28 protein-coding genes are annotated in these 22925 nt (G+C 60.4%); 21 read left to right on the top strand and 7 right to left on the bottom strand.

Annotated features, from left to right (window positions below; genetic code table 11):
* The first annotated feature begins 89 nt into the window (after window positions 1-89).
* Both ACX82Z_RS07745 and ACX82Z_RS07740 read left to right on the top strand, forming a co-directional pair.
* The gene (locus ACX82Z_RS07745; RefSeq protein ID WP_459587775.1) at window positions 90-596 is read left to right on the top strand and encodes a hypothetical protein; all 507 of its coding nucleotides are present in this window, start codon (window positions 90-92) and stop codon (window positions 594-596) included.
* Complete coding sequence (locus ACX82Z_RS07740; RefSeq protein WP_459587773.1) at window positions 593-919, top strand: DUF6105 family protein; 327 nt, start codon at window positions 593-595, stop codon at window positions 917-919. Before ACX82Z_RS07745 ends, ACX82Z_RS07740 begins: the two co-directional genes overlap by 4 nt.
* On the opposite strand, the gene ruvX is transcribed toward ACX82Z_RS07740, so the two are convergent.
* Window positions 840-1340: a Holliday junction resolvase RuvX gene (gene ruvX / locus ACX82Z_RS07735; RefSeq protein WP_459587771.1), complete on the bottom strand. Its 501-nt coding sequence runs from the start codon at window positions 1338-1340 to the stop codon at window positions 840-842. The genes ACX82Z_RS07740 and ruvX overlap by 80 nt on opposite strands.
* 77 nt (window positions 1341-1417) lie before the next feature.
* On the opposite strand from ruvX, the gene ACX82Z_RS07730 reads away from it, so the two are divergent.
* The 5 genes from ACX82Z_RS07730 to ACX82Z_RS07710 all read left to right on the top strand — a co-directional run bounded on the left by ACX82Z_RS07730 (window position 1418) and on the right by ACX82Z_RS07710 (window position 5259).
* Window positions 1418-2125 carry a metal-dependent hydrolase gene (locus ACX82Z_RS07730; protein ID WP_459587769.1) on the top strand — a complete coding sequence of 236 codons (708 nt, stop codon included), beginning with the start codon at window positions 1418-1420 and terminating at the stop codon, window positions 2123-2125.
* An 87-nt stretch (window positions 2126-2212) separates the two neighbouring features.
* A complete protein-coding gene (gatC, locus tag ACX82Z_RS07725) occupies window positions 2213-2500 on the top strand; it encodes an Asp-tRNA(Asn)/Glu-tRNA(Gln) amidotransferase subunit GatC (RefSeq protein WP_459587767.1) in 288 nt (95 codons plus the stop codon).
* Between the two features lie 2 nt (window positions 2501-2502).
* A complete protein-coding gene (locus ACX82Z_RS07720; protein ID WP_459587765.1) occupies window positions 2503-2973 on the top strand; it encodes a GNAT family N-acetyltransferase in 471 nt (156 codons plus the stop codon).
* A complete protein-coding gene (gatA, locus tag ACX82Z_RS07715) occupies window positions 2970-4451 on the top strand; it encodes an Asp-tRNA(Asn)/Glu-tRNA(Gln) amidotransferase subunit GatA (protein ID WP_459587763.1) in 1482 nt (493 codons plus the stop codon). Before ACX82Z_RS07720 ends, gatA begins: the two co-directional genes overlap by 4 nt.
* A 19-nt stretch (window positions 4452-4470) precedes the next feature.
* Window positions 4471-5259 (top strand): YdcF family protein, encoded by a 789-nt coding sequence (locus ACX82Z_RS07710; protein WP_459587761.1) that lies wholly within the window; start codon window positions 4471-4473, stop codon window positions 5257-5259.
* Here the strand turns inward: ACX82Z_RS07710 and ACX82Z_RS07705 are convergent.
* Window positions 5256-5948, bottom strand: coding sequence for a DUF599 domain-containing protein (locus tag ACX82Z_RS07705; protein WP_459911669.1), 693 nt, complete (start codon window positions 5946-5948; stop codon window positions 5256-5258). The two genes, ACX82Z_RS07710 and ACX82Z_RS07705, sit on opposite strands and share 4 nt — an antisense overlap.
* A 273-nt stretch (window positions 5949-6221) precedes the next feature.
* Between ACX82Z_RS07705 and ACX82Z_RS07700 the strand changes: the two genes are divergently transcribed.
* The 5 genes from ACX82Z_RS07700 to ACX82Z_RS07680 all read left to right on the top strand — a co-directional run bounded on the left by ACX82Z_RS07700 (window position 6222) and on the right by ACX82Z_RS07680 (window position 9893).
* Window positions 6222-6356 (top strand): hypothetical protein, encoded by a 135-nt coding sequence (locus ACX82Z_RS07700; protein ID WP_459587759.1) that lies wholly within the window; start codon window positions 6222-6224, stop codon window positions 6354-6356.
* A 176-nt stretch (window positions 6357-6532) separates the two neighbouring features.
* Window positions 6533-7933 carry an L-serine ammonia-lyase gene (locus ACX82Z_RS07695; RefSeq protein WP_459587757.1) on the top strand — a complete coding sequence of 467 codons (1401 nt, stop codon included), beginning with the start codon at window positions 6533-6535 and terminating at the stop codon, window positions 7931-7933.
* Window positions 7934-7994: 61 nt separating this feature from the next.
* Complete coding sequence (locus ACX82Z_RS07690) at window positions 7995-8429, top strand: DUF1489 family protein (RefSeq protein WP_459911668.1); 435 nt, start codon at window positions 7995-7997, stop codon at window positions 8427-8429.
* Between the two features lie 46 nt (window positions 8430-8475).
* Window positions 8476-9204 (top strand): VWA domain-containing protein, encoded by a 729-nt coding sequence (locus ACX82Z_RS07685; RefSeq protein ID WP_459587754.1) that lies wholly within the window; start codon window positions 8476-8478, stop codon window positions 9202-9204.
* 2 nt (window positions 9205-9206) lie between these two features.
* The gene (locus ACX82Z_RS07680; protein WP_459587753.1) at window positions 9207-9893 is read left to right on the top strand and encodes a DnaJ domain-containing protein; all 687 of its coding nucleotides are present in this window, start codon (window positions 9207-9209) and stop codon (window positions 9891-9893) included.
* A 46-nt stretch (window positions 9894-9939) separates the two neighbouring features.
* Here ACX82Z_RS07680 and ACX82Z_RS07675 read toward each other — a convergent pair whose 3' ends face one another.
* Window positions 9940-11427, bottom strand: coding sequence for a serine hydrolase (locus tag ACX82Z_RS07675; protein WP_459587752.1), 1488 nt, complete (start codon window positions 11425-11427; stop codon window positions 9940-9942).
* Between the two features lie 231 nt (window positions 11428-11658).
* On the opposite strand from ACX82Z_RS07675, the gene ACX82Z_RS07670 reads away from it, so the two are divergent.
* The 5 genes from ACX82Z_RS07670 (at window position 11659) to ACX82Z_RS07650 (ending at window position 16214) form a co-directional block, all read left to right on the top strand.
* Window positions 11659-11988: a phasin family protein gene (locus ACX82Z_RS07670; protein WP_459587750.1), complete on the top strand. Its 330-nt coding sequence runs from the start codon at window positions 11659-11661 to the stop codon at window positions 11986-11988.
* A 287-nt stretch (window positions 11989-12275) separates the two neighbouring features.
* On the top strand, window positions 12276-12554 hold the full coding sequence (clpS, locus tag ACX82Z_RS07665) for an ATP-dependent Clp protease adapter ClpS (protein ID WP_459911666.1): 279 nt from the start codon (window positions 12276-12278) through the stop codon (window positions 12552-12554).
* Between the two features lie 8 nt (window positions 12555-12562).
* Complete coding sequence (gene clpA / locus ACX82Z_RS07660) at window positions 12563-15016, top strand: ATP-dependent Clp protease ATP-binding subunit ClpA (protein ID WP_459587749.1); 2454 nt, start codon at window positions 12563-12565, stop codon at window positions 15014-15016.
* A gap of 62 nt (window positions 15017-15078) precedes the next feature.
* The gene (locus ACX82Z_RS07655; RefSeq protein ID WP_459587747.1) at window positions 15079-15861 is read left to right on the top strand and encodes an AzlC family ABC transporter permease; all 783 of its coding nucleotides are present in this window, start codon (window positions 15079-15081) and stop codon (window positions 15859-15861) included.
* Window positions 15858-16214 (top strand): AzlD domain-containing protein, encoded by a 357-nt coding sequence (locus ACX82Z_RS07650; RefSeq protein WP_459587746.1) that lies wholly within the window; start codon window positions 15858-15860, stop codon window positions 16212-16214. The genes ACX82Z_RS07655 and ACX82Z_RS07650 overlap by 4 nt, the downstream gene beginning before the upstream one ends.
* Here ACX82Z_RS07650 and ACX82Z_RS07645 read toward each other — a convergent pair.
* From ACX82Z_RS07645 to ACX82Z_RS07630, 4 genes are all read right to left on the bottom strand, one after another.
* Window positions 16205-16636, bottom strand: coding sequence for an HIT family protein (locus tag ACX82Z_RS07645; protein WP_459587745.1), 432 nt, complete (start codon window positions 16634-16636; stop codon window positions 16205-16207). The two genes, ACX82Z_RS07650 and ACX82Z_RS07645, sit on opposite strands and share 10 nt — an antisense overlap.
* Window positions 16637-16704: 68 nt before the next feature.
* Window positions 16705-17883, bottom strand: a complete 1179-nt coding sequence (locus ACX82Z_RS07640) for a GNAT family N-acetyltransferase (RefSeq protein WP_459587743.1) — start codon at window positions 17881-17883, stop codon at window positions 16705-16707.
* A gap of 65 nt (window positions 17884-17948) precedes the next feature.
* On the bottom strand, window positions 17949-18677 hold the full coding sequence (locus ACX82Z_RS07635; RefSeq protein WP_459587741.1) for a glycerophosphodiester phosphodiesterase: 729 nt from the start codon (window positions 18675-18677) through the stop codon (window positions 17949-17951).
* Window position 18678: 1 nt separating this feature from the next.
* Window positions 18679-19149 carry a RidA family protein gene (locus tag ACX82Z_RS07630; protein WP_459587740.1) on the bottom strand — a complete coding sequence of 157 codons (471 nt, stop codon included), beginning with the start codon at window positions 19147-19149 and terminating at the stop codon, window positions 18679-18681.
* 110 nt (window positions 19150-19259) lie between these two features.
* Here ACX82Z_RS07630 and ACX82Z_RS07625 point away from each other — a divergent pair, with 110 nt between their 5' ends.
* The 4 genes from ACX82Z_RS07625 (at window position 19260) to pyrH (ending at window position 22869) form a co-directional block, all read left to right on the top strand.
* Complete coding sequence (locus ACX82Z_RS07625) at window positions 19260-20078, top strand: cell envelope integrity EipB family protein (protein ID WP_459587738.1); 819 nt, start codon at window positions 19260-19262, stop codon at window positions 20076-20078.
* Between the two features lie 170 nt (window positions 20079-20248).
* A complete protein-coding gene (rpsB, locus tag ACX82Z_RS07620; protein ID WP_029660070.1) occupies window positions 20249-21031 on the top strand; it encodes a 30S ribosomal protein S2 in 783 nt (260 codons plus the stop codon).
* A 94-nt stretch (window positions 21032-21125) separates the two neighbouring features.
* Window positions 21126-22049: a translation elongation factor Ts gene (gene tsf, locus ACX82Z_RS07615; protein WP_459587736.1), complete on the top strand. Its 924-nt coding sequence runs from the start codon at window positions 21126-21128 to the stop codon at window positions 22047-22049.
* A gap of 100 nt (window positions 22050-22149) precedes the next feature.
* Window positions 22150-22869 (top strand): UMP kinase, encoded by a 720-nt coding sequence (pyrH, locus tag ACX82Z_RS07610; protein ID WP_459587734.1) that lies wholly within the window; start codon window positions 22150-22152, stop codon window positions 22867-22869.
* Window positions 22870-22925 lie beyond the last annotated feature (56 nt).

Here is a 22925-nt window from a genome sequence, read left to right as displayed (position 1 = left end):
AATCGGCGGGCGTTAACCTTAATGGAAGGTTTCGTTTGCCGTTAAGGAGTGCGAAGTCCAGTTTCCCTTATGGTTAAGAAAGGGATTCGATGCGTCGCGCGCTGACAATCATCATAGCGTTTCACTGGGCTGCGATATTGTGCGTAGCCAGTCTGGCTCGTGCAGACAGCGGTCTGCTCGCCAATGGTGCAAGCCTGACGGACATGGCATTGCCAATCATCGCCGTCGCCGCTCAGTTTCTGGCGGCGCTCGCATTCTTCTGGGCCTTCGTTTCTGTGCTTTTGCAGAGCGACAGCGAGGCAGCCGGGCAGGGCGACGTGTGCAAGATCGCGATCGGGGCAGGTTTGATGGCGACGACCATCGGTGCACTCACGAGCTTCGCGGATATCGCGGCTTTGCAACTCTACGCCCTGCAATTTGCCGCTCTGCTCGTCAGCCATCTGATCATGCAGTCCGAACGCGCCGTTTCCCGGCAAATGGTCGGCGCAAACGATAACAGCCGGGCGTCCGCCCGCCGTCTGGCAATCCTGGCGGCGACCAATGCCAGGCTCAGCCGGATGACGCGCCAGGCGATGCGCGGGGATCACATGCGATGAAATACATCCTGCTTTTCTGGGCGTTGCCGATGGGCCTCTTCTGGGGCTGGTACTACCTTTCTTACAACGACATGCATTTCGGCTATCTGATGCTGAGCCGGCTGCTGCACGACCACGTCTTCGAGATTTACGGAAACATACTCGGAGTCGATCCCGCGACCCTGCCGCCTCTGATTATCCGGGCGAGCATCGTCGATACGGGCCTGATTTTCGCGATCTTCGCCTTTCGAAGACGCAAGCAGATCAGGGAGTGGGTGCGTCGACGCCGGGAAGGTCGTCCGGTTGCAATCCATGAAGCCGGTCAAGAACGCCCTGCAGGATAAAGGCAGCGGCGGCCGAATCGATGCGCTGTTCGCGCTTTGCCCGCGACACGTCCATTTCCAGTAGCGCGCGTTCGGCCGCAACGGTCGAAAGCCGCTCGTCCCAGAGCATAAAGGGCAGGGCCGTCAACCTTGCCATGTTGCGTACAAAAGCCTTAGTGGCCTGCGCGCGTGGCCCTTCGGAGCCGTCCATGTTGATCGGCCAGCCGATGGCGACCGCCACCACACCGTCTTTCGTCAACTGGTCGATGAGCGCCGCGCCGTCCTGCGAGAACTTCCTGCGCATGATGACGGGACGAGGATGGGCGAAACTGTGCCCGCGATCCGACACGGCGATGCCGATCGTCTTCGTTCCAAGGTCCAGCCCGGCAATCGGTTTGCCCTCGGACAGTTCAGCCAGTCGGTCCAGATCGATCAGGTTCATTTCGTAATCCGTCGTCTTTGACAATCATTGGCCGCGTCCTATCCTTTGTCGCACCGAAAAGCGAAGAGAGGATCGACATGAAGCTCACATGGTACGGGCATTCGGCGTTCAAAATTGAAACCGGCGACGCAAACATCCTCATCGATCCGTTCCTGAGCGGCAATCCTTCCTGGGAAGACGGATGGGAGGGGCCAGCCGAAGGCGTAACGCATGTCCTCCTCACCCATGGCCATAACGATCATCTGGGAGATGCGCTGCCGATCCTGAAGAAGACGGGTGCGATGCTGGTCGCGAACGCCGAGATCGCCAGCTATCTGGGTGGGCAGGGTGTCGCCGGCGACAAGCTCAATCCTGGCAACCACGGCGGCACGGTTGACTGCGGGAGTTTCACGACGACCTTCGTCGATGCGAAACATTCTTCGTCCTGGACGAAGGACGACGGCGGCAATGTCTATCTCGGCAACCCGAACGGTCTCGTGCTGCATTTTCCAGACGGCAAATCCGTCTATCACATGGGCGATACGGACATCTTCGGCGATATGGCCCTGATCAACGAATTACATCAGCCGCAGGTCGGGCTCGTTCCAATCGGCGACCGTTTCACGATGGGCGGTGCGGTCGCCGCGATGGCCTGTCACCGCTTCTTCAAGTTCGAGACGACCGTTCCCTGCCATTATGGCACGTTCCCGATCATCGACCAGAATGCGGACAAGTTCGCCGAAGGCATGAAAGGCACGTCTGGCAAAGTCGTCGTGCCTAAGATCGGCGAAGCCTTCGAAATCTGAACGAAGCGGCTCCTGCGTGTTGCACGGCAAGGCCCGCGCCTTTATAGCGCGGGCTTGTTCTTTGTTCACGCTCGTTGCGGAGACCCAATGTCCGTCGATATCGCCACTGTTCGCCGTGTCGCGCGCTTGTCGCGCATCGCCGTCACCGATGACGAAGCCGAGCGCATGACCAGCGAACTCAACGCTATATTGGGGTTCGTCGAGCAATTGGGCGAAGTGGACGTTTCGGGCGTCGAACCTATGACGTCTGTCACGCCGATGGAGATGAAGAAGCGGGTCGACGCTGTGACGGACGGCAGCAAGGCTGCCGACATCGTCGCCAACGCGCCTGCATCCGACGAAAACTTCTTCCTCGTTCCCAAAGTGATCGAATAGCCATGCCGGTCTCGATCGCGCATGAAAGCCCGCTTCAGGACGATGTGCGCCGGCTCGTCTCCGAACTCAACGCCTACATGCAGCCGCTAAGCCCGCCGCAATTCCAGTTCCAGTTGACCGTCGAGCAGATGGCCGAGCCGGGCGTAACCGTCTTTGTCGCCCGTGACGATGCCGGCGAGGCTGTCGGCATGGCTTCACTGAAGGTTCACGACGCCGAACTCGGCGAGGTCAAACGCATGTACACGCTGCCCAAGGTGCGTGGACAGGGTATCGGCTCCGCGCTTCTCCAGCGCGTCGAAGCGTTGGCGCTCGAAAACCGCTTGCCGCGCCTCGTCCTCGAAACCGGCGAAGCACCTGGCTTCGAGGAAGCTTGGCGCGTCTACGAGCGCGGCGGATATACGCAATGCGGTGCCGTTCTCGATTATCCCGATTCCGGCTTTTCCCGTTTCTACGAAAAGAAGCTTGCCCAATGACCGACCTGACCCGACTGACGATATCCGAAGCCCGCGCTAGGTTGCGCGCAAAGGACTTCACCGCGCTCGAACTGACGGACGCCTATCTTGGCGCGATCGACGCGGCGAACGGCGAACTCAATGCCTATGTGAAGGTCACGCCCGATCAGGCCCGCAAGATGGCCGCGCAGGCTGACGAGAACCTCGCCGCCGGCAAGAATGGCGATCTCGAGGGCATTCCGCTCGGCATCAAGGATCTGTTCGGCACTGAAGGCGTGCACACGCAAGCCGGCAGCCACATCCTCGACGGATTCGAGCCGCGCTATGAATCGACCGTCACGGCCAATCTGTGGGCGGACGGCGCCGTCATGCTCGGCAAGCTCAACATGGACGAGTTCGCCATGGGCTCGTCCAACGAGACAAGCTACTACGGACCCGTCAAGAATCCTTGGCGCGCGAAGGGTTCGAATGTCGACCTCGTTCCCGGCGGCTCGTCCGGCGGCTCGGCATCGGCCGTCGCCGCGTGGCTTTGCGCCGGCGCGACCGCGACGGATACCGGCGGTTCGATCAGACAGCCCGCCGCCTTTACCGGCACGGTCGGGATCAAGCCCACATACGGGCGCTGCTCGCGCTGGGGTGTCGTCGCCTTTGCGTCTTCGCTCGATCAAGCCGGACCGATCGCACGCGACGTGCGCGATGCGGCGATCCTCTTGAAGTCGATGGCGTCCGTCGACGACAAGGACACGACATCGGTGAACCTGCCCGTTCCTGACTACGAGGCGGCGATCGGCCAGTCGATCAAGGGCATGCGCGTTGGCATTCCGAAAGAATACCGCATGGACGGCATGCCCGGCGAGATCGAGACGCTCTGGCAACAGGGCATCGCCTGGCTGAAAGATGCGGGCGCGGAGATCGTCGACATCTCGCTGCCGCATACGAAATATGCGCTGCCAGCCTATTACATCGTCGCGCCGGCCGAAGCGTCGTCCAACCTCGCCCGCTATGATGGCGTACGCTACGGGTTGCGCGTGCCGGGCAAGGACATCACCGATATGTACGAGCAGACCCGCGCCGCCGGGTTTGGCCGCGAGGTGAAGCGCCGCATCATGATCGGTACCTATGTTCTTTCGGCGGGTTACTACGACGCCTACTATCTGCAGGCGCAAAAGGTGCGCACTTTGATCAAGAAGGATTTCGAGGACGTGTTTGCGGCTGGGGTCGACACGATCCTGACGCCCGCGACACCGTCCGCCGCCTTCGGCATCGCAGATCAGGAGATGGCGTCAGACCCAGTGAAGATGTATCTGAACGACATCTTCACGGTAACGGTCAACATGGCCGGATTGCCGGGTATTGCCGTTCCCGCCGGTCTCGATTCCAAGGGACTTCCGCTCGGCCTTCAGCTCATCGGCCGTCCGTTCGAGGAAGAGACGCTTTTCCGTACGGCGCATGTCATCGAGCAGGCCGCAGGTCGTTTCGAACCGACGAAATGGTGGTGACGCATAGGGCGGGCAGCGGATGTTTTTCTATCTTTCCAAGATATTCTGGCTATTCGCTCACCCGCTTAATCTGACGGGAATTCTTGTCGGAGCAGGACTGGTCCTGCTTTTCTTACACTGGACGCGACTGGCCGGGGCGACCTTCACGATCGCTTTCGTGGTTATTGCGCTTTCCACGTGGACTTCGCTGGGCGCTTTGGCGATGCATCCGCTCGAAGATCGCTTCGCACGCCCCGATCCGGCGCCCGCAACGATTGACGGCATCATCGTTCTTGGCGGCGGTTTCGAGGGCGCGGTCAATCTGGCGCGCGGAGGGTACGAACTGAACGCGAGTGGCGATCGCTTCGTGGAGACTGCCATCCTGGCCAATCGCTATCCGAACGTTCCGGTCGTGATCACTGGTGGCAGCGGCTCGATGATTCTGGACGGCGAGGGCGACGCGGACACTGCGCCTCGGCTTCTCGCCGCACTCGGCGTCGATCCCGCGCGGTTCGTGCTTGAGAACAGTTCCCGCAACACCGACGAGAATGCACGCTTCACGCGCGACATGATCGATCCGCAAGCCGGCCAGACTTGGCTTCTGGTAACGTCGGCCTTCCATATGCCGCGTTCCGTTCTGCTCTTTCAAAAAGCAGGCTTCGACGTAACGTCATGGCCGACGGATTATCGAACCGCCGGCACGGAAAGGCTTGGCCTTGCCCAAAGCAATGCGATTACGAACCTGCACATCACGACGATCGCGATCCGCGAATGGATCGGTCTGGTCGCCTATCGGCTGACCGGCCGCACCGATCGGCTGTTACCCTAATCGAGCAGGGCCTGCCGCGCGGCGGAGAAAAACTGACGCCGGACGAGAACGAAGAGCGTGCAGGTCGTCGTGGCGATGAACGCCCATGGTCCAAGAAACCAGCCCAGATAGCCAAGCGCGAAGAATATCGCACGCAGGCCGGCATTGAAATGCTTGCCGCCAAGCTGGTTCATGCGTGCCGCGCGCATCACGGCCGTCTCGAATTCGTCGTCGCTTGCAACATAATCTTCGCGCATAGGAACCGCGCCGATGAGGATCGAGCAATAGTTGAAGATGCGATACGCCCAGCCGAACTTGAAGAACGCGTAGGCCAGGATCGCTGCAAGGCCGAGAATTTTCGCTTCGAAAGCAGGCCCCGCAACCTCGTCCGTAGCCGGCAGGTCCCCGATCACAGCCACGACGCGGTCGCTGGAACCCAGCAGCGCGAAACAGCCGCCAAGCGCGATCAGTGACGACGAGGCGAAAAACGCAGTGCCCTGCTGCAATCCCATCATGATATTCGTGTCGATCATTCGTAAATCGCGCCGCGCCATCGTGCGTATCCAGCGTTCCCGCTGCGTGTTCATCAATGAGGTGAGCGTGGGGCGTGAAAGGCGTCCCTGCGTCGAGTGGGCGAACAGAACCCAGCCGACGAGGAAATAGACGAGCGCGATTATGTCGAGCGGATCGTGGAGGATGGAATCGAGCATCATGCGCACATACTAGGATATTTCACTGCCTGCCGCGCGCCATGCTTTCGCCAAAGCCGTTACTGAATTCTCACCGTGAATTTCAATCTAAGTGACGGATTTTATTAAAATCCAGTCCGTTAAGAATGGTTGAACATCTGCTTACGTCACGAATTCGCCACGATTGTGCATTGCAAGGCGCGCCGAAGACGTCTACCGGTTTGAACGCCGAAGCGAAAAAACGCGATGCGTTTCGGGGACGAAGGCAAACGATAATCATCAAACGGGAATTAAATGGACGATAGCGTTCAGAGATCCTGCTGGGGCGTAACCGCCAAGGCAGTGATCGGTTTCGCCGGTATTCTCCTTCTGGCCTGGTTGGTCGGTGGAGCCGGTGCGGACGCCGCGGTCACTCTCGCCGCCGGCTGATCTCAAGACACGATCCTTAAATGGCAGGTTCTGCCGTAGAAACTCGAGGCCGCGGGGCATATCCCGCGGCCTTTTTCATTTCCGCAATGTCGCGCGCTGATTATGTAACGTCGGACGGCGTCTGGTTTCATGTCGACCGTTGAGCGATGATCGCGCCGCAACCGCGTGGAGTTTAAATGTTCCTGTCAGTATTCGACCTCTTCAAGATCGGGATCGGACCGTCGAGTTCCCACACGATGGGTCCGATGTCGGCTGCGGCAAGGTTCCTCGATGAGATATCGGGCGGTGACTGGCCACGCCCTGCCGGGGCCTCTGTTGACCGGTTGGCGGTCAGCCTTCATGGCTCGCTCGCCTTCACCGGCATTGGGCACGGCACGGATCGCGCGGTCATCCTGGGGCTGACAGGCGAGACGCCGCAAACGGTGAATCCGGACAGCATGGACGCTGCGATCGAAAAGGTCGCCACCGAAAAAACCGTTACGCCACGCGGGCATCCCGCGTATCGCTTCGATCCGGCGACGGATCTCGTCATGGACCGAAAGCAGCCTTTGCCCGGACATGCGAACGGCATGGCGTTCTATGCTTACGACAAAGACGACCGGCTCCTTTTGAAGCGCGTCTACTATTCGATCGGCGGTGGTTTCGTCGTTTCGGAAGAGGAGTTGCAGCGGCTGGCTGCGCGCGGACCGGAAGGCACGGCGAGCGAAGTGCCTTACCCGTTCCGCAATGCGAACGAGATGCTGCAGATGGCGGCAGCATCAGGCAAATCAATCACCGAAATGAAACGCGCCAATGAGGAAACGCGCCAGTCGCGCAGCGAACTCGATGCAGGTCTCGATTCGATTTGGGACGCGATGCGCGGCTGCATCGAGCGCGGACTGAGCCAGGACGGCATCATGCCGGGCGGCCTGAAGGTCCGCCGCCGTGCGCGCCATCTGCACGACACGTTACAGGAACAGTGGCGTCAGAACCGCCCGAACCCATTGCTCGCCAATGATTGGCTCTCCGTCTATGCAATGGCCGTCAATGAGGAGAATGCTGCGGGTGGACGTGTCGTAACAGCGCCGACGAACGGTGCCGCCGGTGTCATGCCAGCTGTCATGCGCTACTGGCTGCATTTTCACCCGGAGGCCGATCAGGCCGGCATTCGCGATTTTCTTCTGACGGCGGCGGCCATCGGCGGGATCGTCAAGCACAACGCGTCGATCTCCGGCGCAGAAGTCGGATGCCAGGGTGAAGTCGGCTCGGCGTCGGCGATGGCCGCAGCAGGGCTTGCGGCCGTTCTCGGCGGAACGCCCGAGCAAATCGAGAATGCCGCCGAAATCGCGCTCGAACATCATCTGGGCATGACCTGCGACCCCGTCGCCGGCCTCGTTCAGGTGCCGTGCATCGAGCGCAATGCGCTGGGTGCGGTCAAGGCGGTGACGGCCGCATCGCTTGCAATCAAGGGCGACGGCAAGCATTTCGTGCCGCTCGACGCAGCAATCGAGACCATGCGCCAGACCGGCCTCGACATGAACGACAAATACAAGGAAACGAGCCTCGGCGGTCTTGCCGTCAACGTCGTCGAGTGCTGATCCTGTGGACAGACGCGCTCCCGGCCTTTGAGTTGCCGCGATGAAGCGCCTAACTACACCGATGGCATTGAACATCCTGAAGCTGTGCGTGGGCTGCGATTCGATCGAGGACCTCCAATCCTGGATCGATGAACGTGGCGCGCGCATGCGGGCGGCGGGGCAGCCCGTCGAGCATTTTCACACGACACGTATGGTGCCGAAGCGCGTCGACGACCTGCTGGACGGCGGATCGCTCTACTGGGTGATAAAGGGCGGCGTTCAATGTCGTCAAAAATTGATCGACGTGCGTCCCTTCACCGACAGCGACGGCGTCGGGCGTTGCCAACTGGTTCTCGACAGCGAATTGACGCCGACCAACTGGCAGCCGCGCCGGCCATTCCAGGGCTGGCGATATCTGCGTCCCGAGGACGCGCCGGCAGACATCGGCGGCGGATCGGCCATGCACGAAATGCCGCCGGAGCTTCGCCGTGAACTGGCCGACCTCGGCCTTCTTTGAAACGCCACACCTTGCCTTGTTCGCTTCCGAACCTCATTTTTCTGAAATGAGCGACAAGACCCCGATCAAGACGACGACGAACACACCGGCGGAGCGGAGCGATCCCGATGCGGTTTCTGCGTTTTTGAAGCAGGCGAGGGCGCTTGCCGAGACACGCGCGCCCGGTGCACGGAAAGGCCGGCTGATTCTCGCGCTCGACGCGACGATGAGCCGCCAGCCGACATGGGACCTTGCCTGCACGCTTCAGGCAGACATGTTCGATGCGGTGGGCAAGACCGGTCGCCTTGAAGTTCAGCTTGTCTACTTCCGTGGGTTTGGCGAATGCCGATCGTCGCAATTCGTTGACGATACCGCGCGGTTGAAGGACCTGATGGTCAAGATCGACTGCCGAGGCGGTCACACGCAGATAAGCAAAGTTCTGGCCCACGCGCTGAAGGAAACCGACAGCCGGAAGGTCGACGCGCTCGTCTATATCGGCGATGCGATGGAAGAAGAGATCGACGATCTGGCCGACAAGGCGGGCAGGCTCGGGCTCAAAGGCGTGCCGGTCTTCATTTTTCAGGAAGGGCACGACGCAAGCGCGGAAACTGCCTTCAGGGAAGTCGCTCGTCTGACACGCGGCGCATGGTTTCGTTTCGATCGAAACGCGGCTTCCACACTCGCCGGACTGCTGTCGGCCATTGCGGTCTATGCGTCGGGCGGATATGCGGCGCTCGATGCGCGAGGCAAGAAGGAAGATCGATTGCTTATCCAGAACATGCGCGGCCAGTCCTGATCATGGCGTCTGCGCTGATCGGAACTCTCGTCGCTCTCGGGCTTCTTTTCGTGTTCTTGAAGGCAGACGCGGCCAAGATCGCGACAAGCCTTAGACTCGTCGGCCCGATCGTCCTCGGCATCTTCGGTCTGGGAATGATTTTGATCGGCCGTGTCGGCATTGGCGGCATGGCGCTGTCGGGAGCCGTAGGCTGGTACGGCGCAGGGCGTGTTCGCCGTAACGCGCGCCCGTCGCCGGGGAAGAGATCGCACGTACGAACCGCCGCTCTGGAAATGGAGCTCGACCATGCCAGCGGCGAACTGGACGGCGTCGTTCTGGCAGGCCGCTTCGATGGCATTCCGCTGGCCAACCTCAGCGAGGAGCAACTCTTCGAACTCCACGCCGAGCTTGAAGGCGACGGCGAAAGTCGCCAGCTACTTGAGGCGTATCTTGACGGCCGACTGCCCCTCTGGCGCGAGCACCCGCAGTCGGACATCGGCGGCGGGGAAGCTGGCGCGCCAGCTTCTGGCCCCATGACCAAGCAGGAGGCCTACCAGGTCCTTGGTCTTGAAGCGGGTGCCAGCGCGGCGGACATCCGCAAGGCCCATCGCCGCCTTATGCAAAGGCTTCATCCCGACCTTGGCGGCAGTTCCTTCCTGGCCGCGCGGATCAATGAAGCCAAGGACGTTTTGCTGTCCACTCACGGCTGATTCTCCTTCGACACGTTTACAAATCCCGGAGAACGGGAACTCGAAATTACATCTGCACCGCGTAGCAGGCGATGTTGTAGTTCTTCAGCGAGCCGCACGCGTTCCATGCCTGATCCTTGTTGGAGAAGCCGGAGAAACGGGCGCGGTAATAGGTCTGGCCGTTGTGCTGGAATGTTTCGGTGAAGGGTTCGGCGCCGCCGAGCACATTCGAAGCACGCGACTTGGCCGAGGCCAGGAACGAGTTCGCTTCGGTCTCGGATGGCATCGAGGCAACCTGAATCACCCAGCCGCTTGCCTGCGTGGAAGCCGTCTGCACCGGATCGACTCTGGCCTGCTCCTTGATCGCGTTCAGCGCCGCCGGCACGGACTGCGAAGGGATGGGAGCGGGCGGCGTTGGGCGCGATGAAGGCACCGATCCAGCAAACGCCATCTGGATTCGTTCGGCGACTTCGTCACGAGCACCTGATGCCGGTGCGACGGGGACAGACGCCGGCATGGGAACGACCTGGGGCACGGCCGGCTGCGGGGTCGATGTCGGAGCAAGCGCGAGTTCCAACGGCGCAGCCTCGGCCGACATCGCCGGGCGGAACTGCGGCGCATCGATGGTCTGAGGAAGCTGCTGCGGCGAAGCGGCAGCGGCGACGATCTGGCTTGCAGCCCCACGGGCAACCAGCATCTGCTTGCCGCCGCGCGATGCACGAGGCAGATGCTCGCGGACCAGTTCGACCATATGGTCATCACGGGTACGGGCTGAACGACCACCCATGACGACGGCGACGATCGAGCGGCCATCGTCCTGAACGGATGAAACGAGGTTGAAGCCGGACGAACGGATGTAGCCTGTCTTGATCCCATCAGCGCCACGCACGCGACCAAGAACGCGGTTGTGGTTGCCGAACTTCTGCTTGCCGAGCGTGAATTCGCGCGTGCTGAAATACGAGTAGTATTGCGGGAAGTGCTCGCGCAACGCGATGCCGAGGATCGCCATGTCGCGCGCCGTCGTCACCTGCTTGTTGTTGGGCAGGCCGTGCGCGTTCTGGAAGGTTGTCGAGTTCATGCCGAGCTGGCGCGCTTTCGTCGTCGTCAGTCGCGCGAAGTTCTGCTCCGAACCGCCAAGGAATTCGCCGATCGCTGTGGCGATGTCGTTCGCGGACCGGGTGACGAGCGAATAGATCGCATTCTCCGCCGTGATCGTCGAGCCAGCACGCAGGCCGATCTTTGTCGGGGGTTCGGCGGCCGCTTTCGCGCTGATCGGGATCGGCGTCGACTTGGCCACGCGACCGGACTCCATCGCCTCGAAAAGCATATAGAGGGTCATCATCTTGGTCAGAGAGGCAGGGAAGCGCTGCGCGTCTCCGTTGCGTGAAAACAGCACCTGCCCGGTCTTGGCATCCATGACATAGGCTGCGTAGAGCGGATTGGCCGATGCTGGGCCGGCGAGGCCGGCAAGCAGGGCAAGCGCTGCGAGGAAGGAAACGAAGGCCTTGAAGATGGCCTGATGATGCGGACGCATTCCGACGAACGACTGACGCACAACTATACCCTTACAGATTTTGTTGGTCGCATTCTGGCGAGCTTTACATTGCCCTAGGATTATCGCCCGGAAGTTACCGATCCGTTTATGGTAACCGCTTCGTTCATAATTTCGGCTCAATCGGAGACTTGTCAGCGTCCATCCGACCGAAATTTGACCGATTGTGCGTTGCAAGATAATGTTTGGCGGCGCAGCATTTTCGCGCATAGCAATCGGAAGGTTCTCTGTTTCATGATTCAATCGTTCGAGGATGCCGGCAAGCTGGGCAACGAGATAACCGATACGGGCCTCAGGAGCTTCGCTTCAGTTTCGAAGAACATGCAGGCGATCGCCGTCGAAGCGACGGAATTTTCGCGCCGGTCCTTCGAGCAGTCGAATTCGGCGGTCGAAAAGCTTTTTCAGGTAAAGTCACCCGAAAGCGCCGCGCAGGTCCAGATGGACTTCGCCAAGCAGGCCTATGAAAGCTTCGTCAGCCAGACGACGCGCATGGGCGAACTCTACGCCGACATGGCGAAGGAGGTTTACAAGCCTTTTGAAATGCTCGGCGCAAAAGTACGGTAAAGACGGCTTTCAACAAGTCTCCGGACAGCGGGAGGCCGTGCGTATGCGCGGCCTTTTTCTTTGCCGTTGGCAGGGCTGAAAAATATTGTCGTCGACGTGATCCCCAGCCGTATTGTCACCACCTGCGAAGGGCTTACAATCGAGTCGTGACGATCCTACATGACGCTTCCGAGGCGGGAGTGGATGGAGTGGAAAGGCGAGTGACGAGCAGCAAATTCGGCAGCAATGCGCCAAAGGCGCAGGCAGGCGACAACGAGAACGGTGGCAACGGCCGCGGAACGGCTGTCATCACCCGCACCAAGGCGAAGACCAAGAAGCCCAGCCTTTACCGCGTGCTGATCCTGAACGACGACTACACCCCGATGGAGTTCGTCGTTCATGTGCTCGAACGCTTTTTCCAGAAGGATCGCGACGCTGCGACCCGCATCATGCTTCACGTCCATAACCACGGTGTCGGCGAATGCGGCGTCTATACTTTCGAGGTCGCCGAAACCAAAGTGACGCAAGTCATGGACTTCGCCCGACAGCACCAGCATCCGCTGCAATGCGTGATGGAAAAGAAATGAGGTATTGAATGCCGGCATTTTCCCAAGGCCTCGAACGGGCGCTGCATCAGGCGCTCACTTTCGCCAATGAACGGCACCACGAATACGCGACGCTGGAGCATCTGCTTCTGGCGCTGATCGATGACGGCGACGCAGCGGCTGTCATGCGCGCCTGCAATGTCGATATCGACGAACTCAAGCAGACCGTGCTTTCTTACATCGACACCGAACTCGACAATCTCGTCACCGGTTATGACGAGGATTCCAAGCCCACCGCCGGTTTCCAGCGGGTCATCCAGCGCGCGGTGATCCATGTCCAGTCGTCGGGGCGCGAAGAAGTGTCAGGTGCGAACGTGCTCGTCGCGATTTTTGCCGAGCGGGAAAGCCATGCGGCTTATTTCCTGCAGGAACAGCAGATGACCCGCTACGACGCGGTGAATTATATCAGCCACGGCATAGCCAAACGTCCCGGTGCTTCCGAAACGCGCGCGGCGCGCGGCGCAGAAGAAGAGGCGGCCAGCCCCGCCGCTGAGAATGAGGAAGGTGCCAAGAAGAAGCAGCAGGACGCGCTGACCGCCTATTGCGTCAATCTCAACGAGAAGGCCAAGACCGGCAAGATCGACCCGCTGATCGGGCGCACCGAAGAGATCAATCGGACCATTCAGGTCCTGTGCCGCCGTTCCAAGAACAACCCGCTTTATGTGGGTGATCCGGGTGTCGGCAAGACGGCGATCGCCGAAGGGCTTGCAAAGCGCATCGTTGAGGGCGACGTTCCTGAAGTGTTGCTCGATGCGACGATCTTTTCGCTTGATATGGGCTCGCTTCTGGCCGGCACGCGCTATCGCGGCGATTTCGAAGAGCGTCTGAAGCAGGTCGTCAAGGAGCTCGAGGATTATCCGGGCGCGGTGCTGTTCATCGACGAGATTCACACCGTCATCGGTGCGGGTGCCACATCGGGTGGCGCGATGGATGCGTCGAACCTTTTGAAGCCGGCGCTGTCCTCTGGTGCGATTCGCTGCATCGGCTCGACCACCTATAAAGAGTTCCGCCAGTTCTTCGAAAAGGACAGGGCGCTCGTTCGCCGCTTCCAGAAGATCGACGTCAAGGAACCCACGATCGAGGACGCGATCTCGATCATGAAGGGCCTGAAGCCGTATTTTGAGGACTTCCACAAGGTCAAATACACCAACGAGGCGATCAAGGCCGCGGTGGAACTGTCCGCTCGCTACATCTCCGACCGCAAGCTTCCCGATAAGGCGATCGATGTCGTCGACGAGACCGGCGCTTCGCAAATGCTTCTGCCCGAAAACAAGCGCAAGAAGACGATCAGCGTGAGGGAGATCGAGAACACGATCGCGACCATGGCGCGTATCCCGCCGAAGACCGTCTCGGCAGATGACGAGAAGGTGCTGGCGACGCTTGAGGACGAACTGAAGCGCGTCGTCTATGGCCAGGATACGGCGATAACCGCCTTGTCGTCTTCGATCAAGCTGGCGCGTGCCGGCCTTCGTGAGCCGGACAAGCCGATCGGTTCCTACCTGTTCTCAGGTCCGACGGGCGTCGGCAAGACGGAGGTCGCCAAGCAGCTTGCCGCTTCGCTCGGCGTCGAACTCCTGCGCTTCGACATGTCGGAATATATGGAGCGCCATACTGTCTCACGCCTGATCGGCGCGCCTCCCGGCTATGTCGGCTTCGACCAGGGCGGGTTGCTCACCGACGGCGTCGACCAGCATCCGCACTGTGTCCTCCTGCTCGATGAGATCGAGAAGGCGCACCCGGACCTGTTCAACATCCTGTTGCAAGTGATGGATCATGGCTCGCTGACAGACCACAACGGAAAGAAGATCGATTTTCGTAATGTGATCCTGATCATGACGACCAATGCGGGTGCGTCGGACATGGCCAAGCCGGCAATCGGTTTCGGTTCGACCAAGCGGGAAGGCGACGACATGGAGGCGATCAATCGCCTGTTTTCGCCTGAGTTCCGCAATCGTCTCGATGCGATCATCCCGTTCGGCTCGCTGCCGGTTCCGGTCATCCATCAGGTCGTGCAGAAGTTCGTCATGCAGCTCGAAGCCCAGCTTGCTGAGCGCCGCGTGACATTCGAACTGACGCCTGAGGCGATCGAGTGGCTGGCCGACAAGGGCTATGACGAGCGCATGGGCGCGCGTCCACTCGGCCGCGTCATCCAGGAGCACATCAAGAAGCCGCTTGCGGAAGAAGTGCTCTTCGGCAAACTCAAGAAGGGCGGCACGGTCCGCGTTCTCGTCGAGGAGGTCGACGGCGCGAAGAAGATCGTTCTCGAAAGCCTGGCCGACGACACTCCGGTCAAGCCGAAGAAGGAACAGCCCGAACAGGCGGTTAAGAGCAAGAAGCCTGCCGCGAAAAAGGCCAAGAAGGTGCCGGCGGCAGTCGGGGCCGGAGCCACTTCGGACAAAGGCGGCAAACGCGCCAGCGTCCCGCAGCTTCCGCGCAAGAACTAAATCTTGACAAAAACCGGCGCCGAGAGGCGCCGGTTTTTTAACATCGCAACGATCGTCACGGCATGGTAGTCAGCCGTCAAATGCCAGACGAGAACGATTCCGCACAAGCCGATATCTCATCACCGCCGACCGCGCAGGAACGCCTGCTGTGGTATTTGCGCGGTTGCCGGGCGATCATCTCGATTCCTGCAGTCATCCTTGCCAGCAGCTTCGTCGGCTTCGGCGCGCTGGCCGTCGAGGCCGGCTTCACGATGGGCCAGGCGGTTTTCATGACCGCCGTTGTCTGGGCGCTGCCGGCCAAGGTCGTCCTGATCGGCGCGGTGCTTGCCGGAAACGGTCTGGCTGCCGCCGCTTTCGCGGTTGCGCTTTCATCCGTGCGTCTGGCTCCGATGGTCGTCGTTCTCGTGCCTGAACTACGCGGCCCGCGCACACGAAATCTGACGCTCTACGTTCTTTCCCATTTCGTTGCCGTCACCTCATGGGTGATCGCTCTCGAACACGTACGCAGCGTCCCGCGCGATTTCCGAACGAGTTGGTATGCCGGCGTCGGCTCATCGCTCGTCCTCCTGAATATGCTCGTCGTCGCGGTCGTCTTCATGGTCGCGGACGATCTTCCCCCGATCATCTCGGCGGCTCTCTTCATGCTGACGCCGATCTATTTTCTTACGTCGCTCTGGGCATCGGCGCGTGAGCGGGCAGGGCATGTGGCCATGGTTCTGGGCCTTGTCATGGGACCGATGTTCCATCTGGTCATACCGGACTTCAGCCTTCTGGCGACCGGAGTAGCAGGCGGTGGTCTCGGCTATGCCTATCATCGCTTCATCGCGAGAAAGGGCACGTCGTGACGTTCACCTGGATCGACGCCTGGTGGTGGCCATATCTTTTCATCCTGATTGCGGGCTGGCTCGCAACGGATAGCTGGCGATTTTTGGGTGTCTATCTGGGTGGCCGCATTTCCGAAGAGTCCGATCTTCTGGTGCTCGTCCGTTGCGTGGCGACCGCGCTCGTCGCGGCCGTCATCGCCAATCTGATCGTGTTTCCCGCAGGGCCGCTTGCCGAAACCACGATCGGCCTACGCGTGTTTTCCGCGGCGACTGGCTTCGCCGCCTTCCTCTGGTTCAAGAAAAACGTGCTCGTCGGTATCGTCGTAACGGAAATCGTACTTCTGTCCGGAATGGTTCTGGCGACCTATAGCTGATCGAGTGCTGCCCGGATCTTTTCGGCGTTGGCTGCCAGAACTTCCGGCTTTTCCATGTCGCCGCTATGCGGCTTCAGGTCCACGCCCTCGAAGCGAGGGATCACATGGAAATGCAGATGGAACACGACCTGTCCGCCAGCCGCTTCATTGAACTGTGCAATGGAGGCACCATCCGCATCGAATGCCTTTACGACCGCATGCGCCAGCTTCTGGACGGTCGCGATAACGGCGGAGAGGCTTTTCGCGTCGACATCGAGGATGTTGCGGGCCGGCTGCTTCGGAATCACCAGACAGTGACCTTCGCCGCGCGGCATGATGTCCATGAATGCAAACGTCGCCTCATCCTCGTAAAGCTTTTCGGCGGGAAGCTCGCCTCGGAGGATTTTGGCGAAGACATTCGTATCGTCATAAGCAGCGGGCATCGGGCACTCCCTCGGTGGATAATCAGCCTGCATAGTGAATGGATGGGGCCGAACGCAACAGGCTGGCCTCATCCCTTTTTGAAGGGAGCGTGCTCGGTCAGATATTCGCCGATCTCCTCGACGTCCCGTCGCTCGCGTTCAAGATAGTCCGCGACGGCGCGGCGAAGGCCCGGATGCGCGATCCAGTGCGCAGAATGCGTGGTGACGGGAACGTAGCCGCGCGCCAGCTTGTGCTCGCCCTGCGCGCCCGCTTCGACGACTGATAGCTTGCGCTCGATGGCGAAATCGATCGCCTGATGATAGCAGACCTCGAAATGCAAAAAGGGATGGTGCTCGATGCAGCCCCAGTTGCGCCCGAACAGCCGGTCGCTGCCGATGAAGTTGATCGCACCGGCGATGTACCGACCGTCACGCTTCGCCATGACGAGCAGAATGTCGTTGGCCATGCGTTCGCCGACGAGCGAGAAGAACTGCCGGTTGAGATAGGGACGGCCCCATTTGCGATTGCCCGTATCGCTGTAAAACTGGAAAAAATCGTCCCAAACGGCCTCGGTCAGGTCAGCGCCCGTGAGGCGGTCGATCGTGATGCCGTTCTCGAGCGCCTCGCGCCGCTCCCGTCGAAGGGACTTTCGTTTGCGCGAGGCAAGCGTGTCGAGGAAATCCTCGTAGCTGCCATATCCCTCGTTGCGAAAATGGAATTGTGTATCGGTGCGGTGCAGATAACCGGCATCCACCAAAAGTTCCGCTTCCGATTCCGGGGCGAAGGTGACATGGGCCGAAGAGGTGCCCAACCGCTCGTTGAGCGTTTTCAGTCCTTCGGCAAGCGCTGCCTGAATCGGAGAAGCGTCCAGATCGGCATCGACCAGCAGGCGCGAACCGGTTGCCGGCGTGAAAGGCACCGAAACCTGGAGCTTGGGATAATAATGGCCGCCGGCGCGTTCGAACGCATCTGCCCAGCCATGATCGAAGACATATTCGCCCTGACTGTGGGATTTGAGATAGCAGGGCGCCGCGCCGATCAAAAAGCCATCCGGTGATTGGAGCGCGAGATGCTGCGGCAGCCAACCGGTTCGGCCACCGACACACCCGCTGTCTTCCAGCGCAGACAAAAAGGCATGGGAAAGAAACGGATTGTATGGTTGAGCGGAAGCGCTGGCGGTACCGGAAAGCCTGTCCCATTCCTCGCGCGAAATGCCGGTCATCCCGTCCATAACGCGGATGACGAACCCGGCTTCATTTTCATTCATCGACCAGACATCCCGACCCGCAAACCTTTAGGTTTAGATACGTGCCGGGATGGCTGTTGCAAGGGTCAGAGCGTTCCGTGACCGTCCGGATCGAAGCCCTCGAAAGTCATCTGATCGGCGTAGAGCTGCGTCACCTGTCGCGATTCTTCATTTCGTACCGTCCATGTGATGACGGGCATCGAAAGCTCATCGCGGACGAAGGCGACGAACGGGCTCGGCAGATCATGCACGCCCCACGAGACGAACGAGATCGGATGCGCGAGCATGGAAAAATGTGCTTCCAGTTCTTCCGGCTTGTTGCCATGGGCGGTCAGCCCCGCCGGGATGCCCGGTGCATGCGTGGCAAATTGGCGGATCAGCCAGTGATCGAACGACATGATGGCTGCGGGGCCGGAATAATCGCCCAGGAGAGCGGCGACAGCCGCGACAAGCCCCTCGTCCTTGCCCTCGATGCCCTTCAGTTCGATGACCAGCGGTACCCGACCGGCAACGAGATCGAGCACCTCCTTCACTGTCGGCGCATGGTCGTCCGTGCCGCCGATCTTCACGGCAGCCATTTCCGCGGCAGTCTTTTCGAAAATCGATCCTTCCATACCGGCAAGGCGCTTCAGATCGTCATCGTGAAAGACCACCGGCACGCCGTCTGATGACAGATGTACGTCGCACTCGATTGCGTAGTCGTGGTCGATCGCGGCGCGAAATGCCGAAAGCGTATTCTCCCAGCGGGTCTTGTTGAGGTCGTGGAACCCCCGATGCGCGATTGGGCGCTTGGTAAGCCAGTCTATGTTTGTCATGTCAGTTCTTTATGATTTCGAAGATCGCTTCGACTTCGACCGCCGCATCGAGCGGCAGCGACGCGACGCCGACGGCAGAGCGGGCGTGTTTGCCGGCTTCGCCCAGAACCTCGACCAGAAGATTCGACGCGCCGTTGGCGACGAGATGCTGTTCGGTGAAATCGGGCTCCGAAGCGACGAACACGGTGATCTTCACCACGCGCGCGATCCTTTCAAGGTCGCCGAGCGCCGCCTTGGCCTGCGCCAGAACGTTGATCGCGCAATAACGCGCCGCTTCCTGTGCGGTCGCGACGTCGAGTGAGCCGCCGACCCGGCCCTTGGCGACCAATGCACCATCCTTCAGCGGCAACTGGCCGGATGTGAAAAGCATGTCGCCACTTACCGTAAAGGGAAGATAGTTGGCGGCGGGCGCGGCGGCCTGCGGCAACGAAATGCCAAGCTTTTCAAGGCGGCTATTGATTGTATCGGTCATCCTGTGATCCTTGTCGCTGGAAGATGGCGGCAGAACAATCGCCTCGCTTCTGCCATGAAAACGCATTCAGGTGCCCGCGTATCACGCTCGCACCCAATCGGGAGAACCGGATGTCCCTGCCACGCCTTGCGATCCTGGCAAGCTGCACGCTGCCGTTCCTGCCAGTCGCGGTCTCGGCCACGCCACTTCTTCCGCACCGTGCGGTTTATGATCTGGGGCTCGCCGACGCAACGGACAGTTCGGGTGTTACGGGACTTTCGGGGCGCATGGTCTACGAGTTCAACGGATCGGTGTGCGACGGATATACGGTGACGTTCCGCTTCGTCACGCGAATCGAGGCGAGCGAGATGGTTCGCACGACGGACCAGCAAACGACCACGTTCGAAGCTGGCGACGGTTCCGAATACACATTCGTCACGCGCTCTTTCGTCGACACCAATCTCGACAAGGAAGTGCGCGGCTCTGCCGAAATGACCGAGACGGAAACGCAAGTGGTCATGGAACAGCCCGAGCCCGTCGAATACGAGCTTGAGCGGTCCCAATTTCCCAATCAGCATCTGCTTGAGGTTCTCGAAAAGGCCAAGAGCGGCGAGAATTTCTACGAGACGACGATCTATGACGGCTCTGAAGATGGCGACAAGGTGCTGACGACCACAGTCATTCTCGGCCAGAAGACAGCGGCGACGGAGAACGATCCCGAGCGCGATGCGATCGCGCCGATCGAGGCCGAAGAGTTCTGGCCCGTGGATATAGCCTATTTCGATCTGAGCGAATCGGTCGGTGAGGGGACGCCGACTTACCGCATTTCGTTCAAGCTCTACGAAAGCGGAATCACGCGCGACCTGACGATGGATTACGGCGACTTCTCCATCCAGGGCCAACTCGTCGATCTCGAGATTTTTGACGCGCCGCAGGATTGCGACGAATAGGTCGCAGCGACGTATCGCTCCGCCGGGTTGCATCCTCGATCCATTGCCGCTATATGCGCGGCCATTCCACACACGGGTGATGGGTTGGCGTCGGGAGAAATCCGGCGCGACCTCCGGTGGCGGTTTTCCGCCTGACATCCGTGGAGGCCAACCGGAAAAGGAAAATAACGATGGCTACGCCTGATTTCAGCATGCGCCAACTTCTTGAAGCTGGTGTTCACTTCGGTCACCAGACGCACCGCTGGAACCCGAAAATGGCACCTTATATTTTTGGCGCCCGCAACAACATCCACATCATCGATCTGTCGCAGACGGTTCCGCTTCTGAACCAAGCGCTGAAGGTCGTGTCGGACACCGTCGCCCGTGGCGGCCGCGTTCTGTTCGTCGGCACCAAGCGCCAGGCGTCCGAGATCGTAGCGGACGCTGCCGAGCGTTCGGCTCAGTATTACGTTAATTCGCGTTGGCTGGGCGGCATGCTCACCAACTGGAAGACGATTTCGAACTCGATCCAGCGTCTGCGCAAGCTCGATGAACTGCTCGCCGGCGAAGCACAGGGCTTCACCAAGAAGGAGCGCCTGACGCTCGACCGCGAGCGCGAGAAGCTCAACCGCGCACTTGGCGGCATCAAGGACATGGGCTCGACCCCGGACCTGATGTTCGTGATCGACACCAACAAGGAAGCGATCGCCATTCAGGAAGCACGCCGTCTCGGTATCCCGGTCGTCGCGATCATCGATTCGAACTGCGATCCGGACAAGGTCGACTACCCGATCCCGGGCAATGACGACGCCGCGCGCGCCATCTCCTTCTACTGCGACCTGATCGCGAAGGCCGCCATCGACGGCATCGCGCGCCAGCAGGGCGCCATGGGCGTGGACGTCGGCGCTTCGGCCGAAGCGCCGGTCGAGCCGGCCCTCGACGAGACACCTGCCGAAGAAGGCAAGGCCAGCTAAGCCGTCCGCTGACCGGACGAGGCGAACGGCGCACCTGGAATTCTCCACGGTGCGCCGCGCCATTTTATGAATTGATGAAATTGAAGAGGCGACGATGAGCATTTCTGCTGCACTGGTCAAACAGCTCCGTGACATGACGGGCGCGGGCATGATGGACTGCAAGGCCGCGCTGGCCGAAACCAATGGCGACATCGAGGCCGCCGTCGATTGGCTGCGCGCCAAGGGCATTGCCAAGGCTGACAAGAAGGCAGGCCGCACGGCCGCCGAAGGCCTGATCGGCGTTGCTGCCGATGCGACGAGCGCTGTCGTCGTCGAAATCAACTCCGAAACCGACTTCGTCGCGCGTAACGACGCCTTTCAGGATATCGTTCGCAAGATCGCCGAAGTGGCGCTGACGACCGATGGCTCGACGGAAGCCGTGGGCGCAGCGACCTATCCGGGTGGCGAGAAGTCGGTCACCGACACGATCAAGGACGCGATCGGCACGATCGGCGAGAACATGAATCTTCGCCGTGCGCAGAAGCTTTCCGTATCGAACGGTGCGGTTGCCAGCTATGTGCACAACTCGGTCGCCGACAACCTCGGCAAGCTTGGCGTTCTCGTCGCCATTGAGACGACCGGCAATGCGGACGCTGCCCGCGCTTTCGCGCGTCAGGTCGCCATGCATGTCGCCGCGACGAACCCGCTGGCGCTGACCGCCGAGGAAGTCGATGCGTCCGCCGTCGAGCGTGAAAAGGCTGTCTTCTCCGAGCAGGCCCGCCAGTCGGGCAAGCCGGAAAATATCATCGAGAAGATGGTCGAAGGCCGCATGCGCAAGTTCTACGAGGAAGTCGTCCTTTTGAAGCAGGGCTTCGTCATGAATCCTGACGTGACGGTCGAAAAGGCGCTGGCCGATGCCGAAAAGGAAATCGGCGCGCCTGCCAAGCTGACCGGCTTCGTTCGCTTTGCGCTCGGTGAGGGCATCGAGAAGGAAGAGACGGACTTCGCTGCCGAAGTGGCCGCTGCCGTCAAAAAGTAATCCCCGCTTCTCGCAGCGAAAAAACATGGAAGGGCATCGCATGGCGGTGCCCTTTCGTGTATCTGACATGCGCCTTTCAGACCCATCATGCGAGAGATTCATGAACGCACCGAAATACAAGCGCATCCTTCTCAAGGCTTCGGGCGAAGCGCTGATGGGCACCCAGGGATTCGGTATCGACGTCTCGGTCGCCGACCAGATCGCATCGGATATCGCTGAAGCACGCTCGATGGGCGTCGAAGTAGGTGTCGTAATCGGTGGCGGCAACATTTTCCGCGGCGTCGCCGTCGCCTCCAAGGGTGGGGATCGGGTGACGGGCGACCATATGGGCATGCTCGCCACCGTGATTAACTCGCTTGCGCTGCGCACGTCGCTGATCAAGCTCGGCGTCGATGCGGTGGTGCTGTCTGCGATCGCCATGCCTGAACTGTGCGAGAGCTTCTCACAGCGCCAGGCGACGGCCTACATGGATCAGGGTAAGGTCGTGATCTTCGCCGGCGGCACGGGCAATCCATTCTTCACCACGGATTCCGCTGCGGCGCTTCGCGCTGCCGAAATCGGCGCACATGCGCTTTTGAAGGGCACGCAGGTTGACGGCGTCTATTCCGCCGATCCCAAGAAAGACCCGACCGCAACCCGGTACGAGACGATCACGCATGAGGAAGTGCTCGTAAAGGGCCTTGCAATCATGGATACCGCCGCGATTGCGCTTGCGCGTGAGAACCACATTCCGATAATCGTCTACTCAATTCACGAACAGGGTGGCCTCGGTGCCATTTTGCGCGGAGAAGGGCGTTGCACGATTGTTGCCGACGCCTGACGAACAGGGCATTCCTGAAAAACAAGACTGACCGGCGTGCCGGAATGAGGAGATGA

The organism is Aliihoeflea sp. PC F10.4, from assembly GCF_054612275.1.
This window is presented reverse-complemented; position numbering and strand designations above follow the sequence as displayed.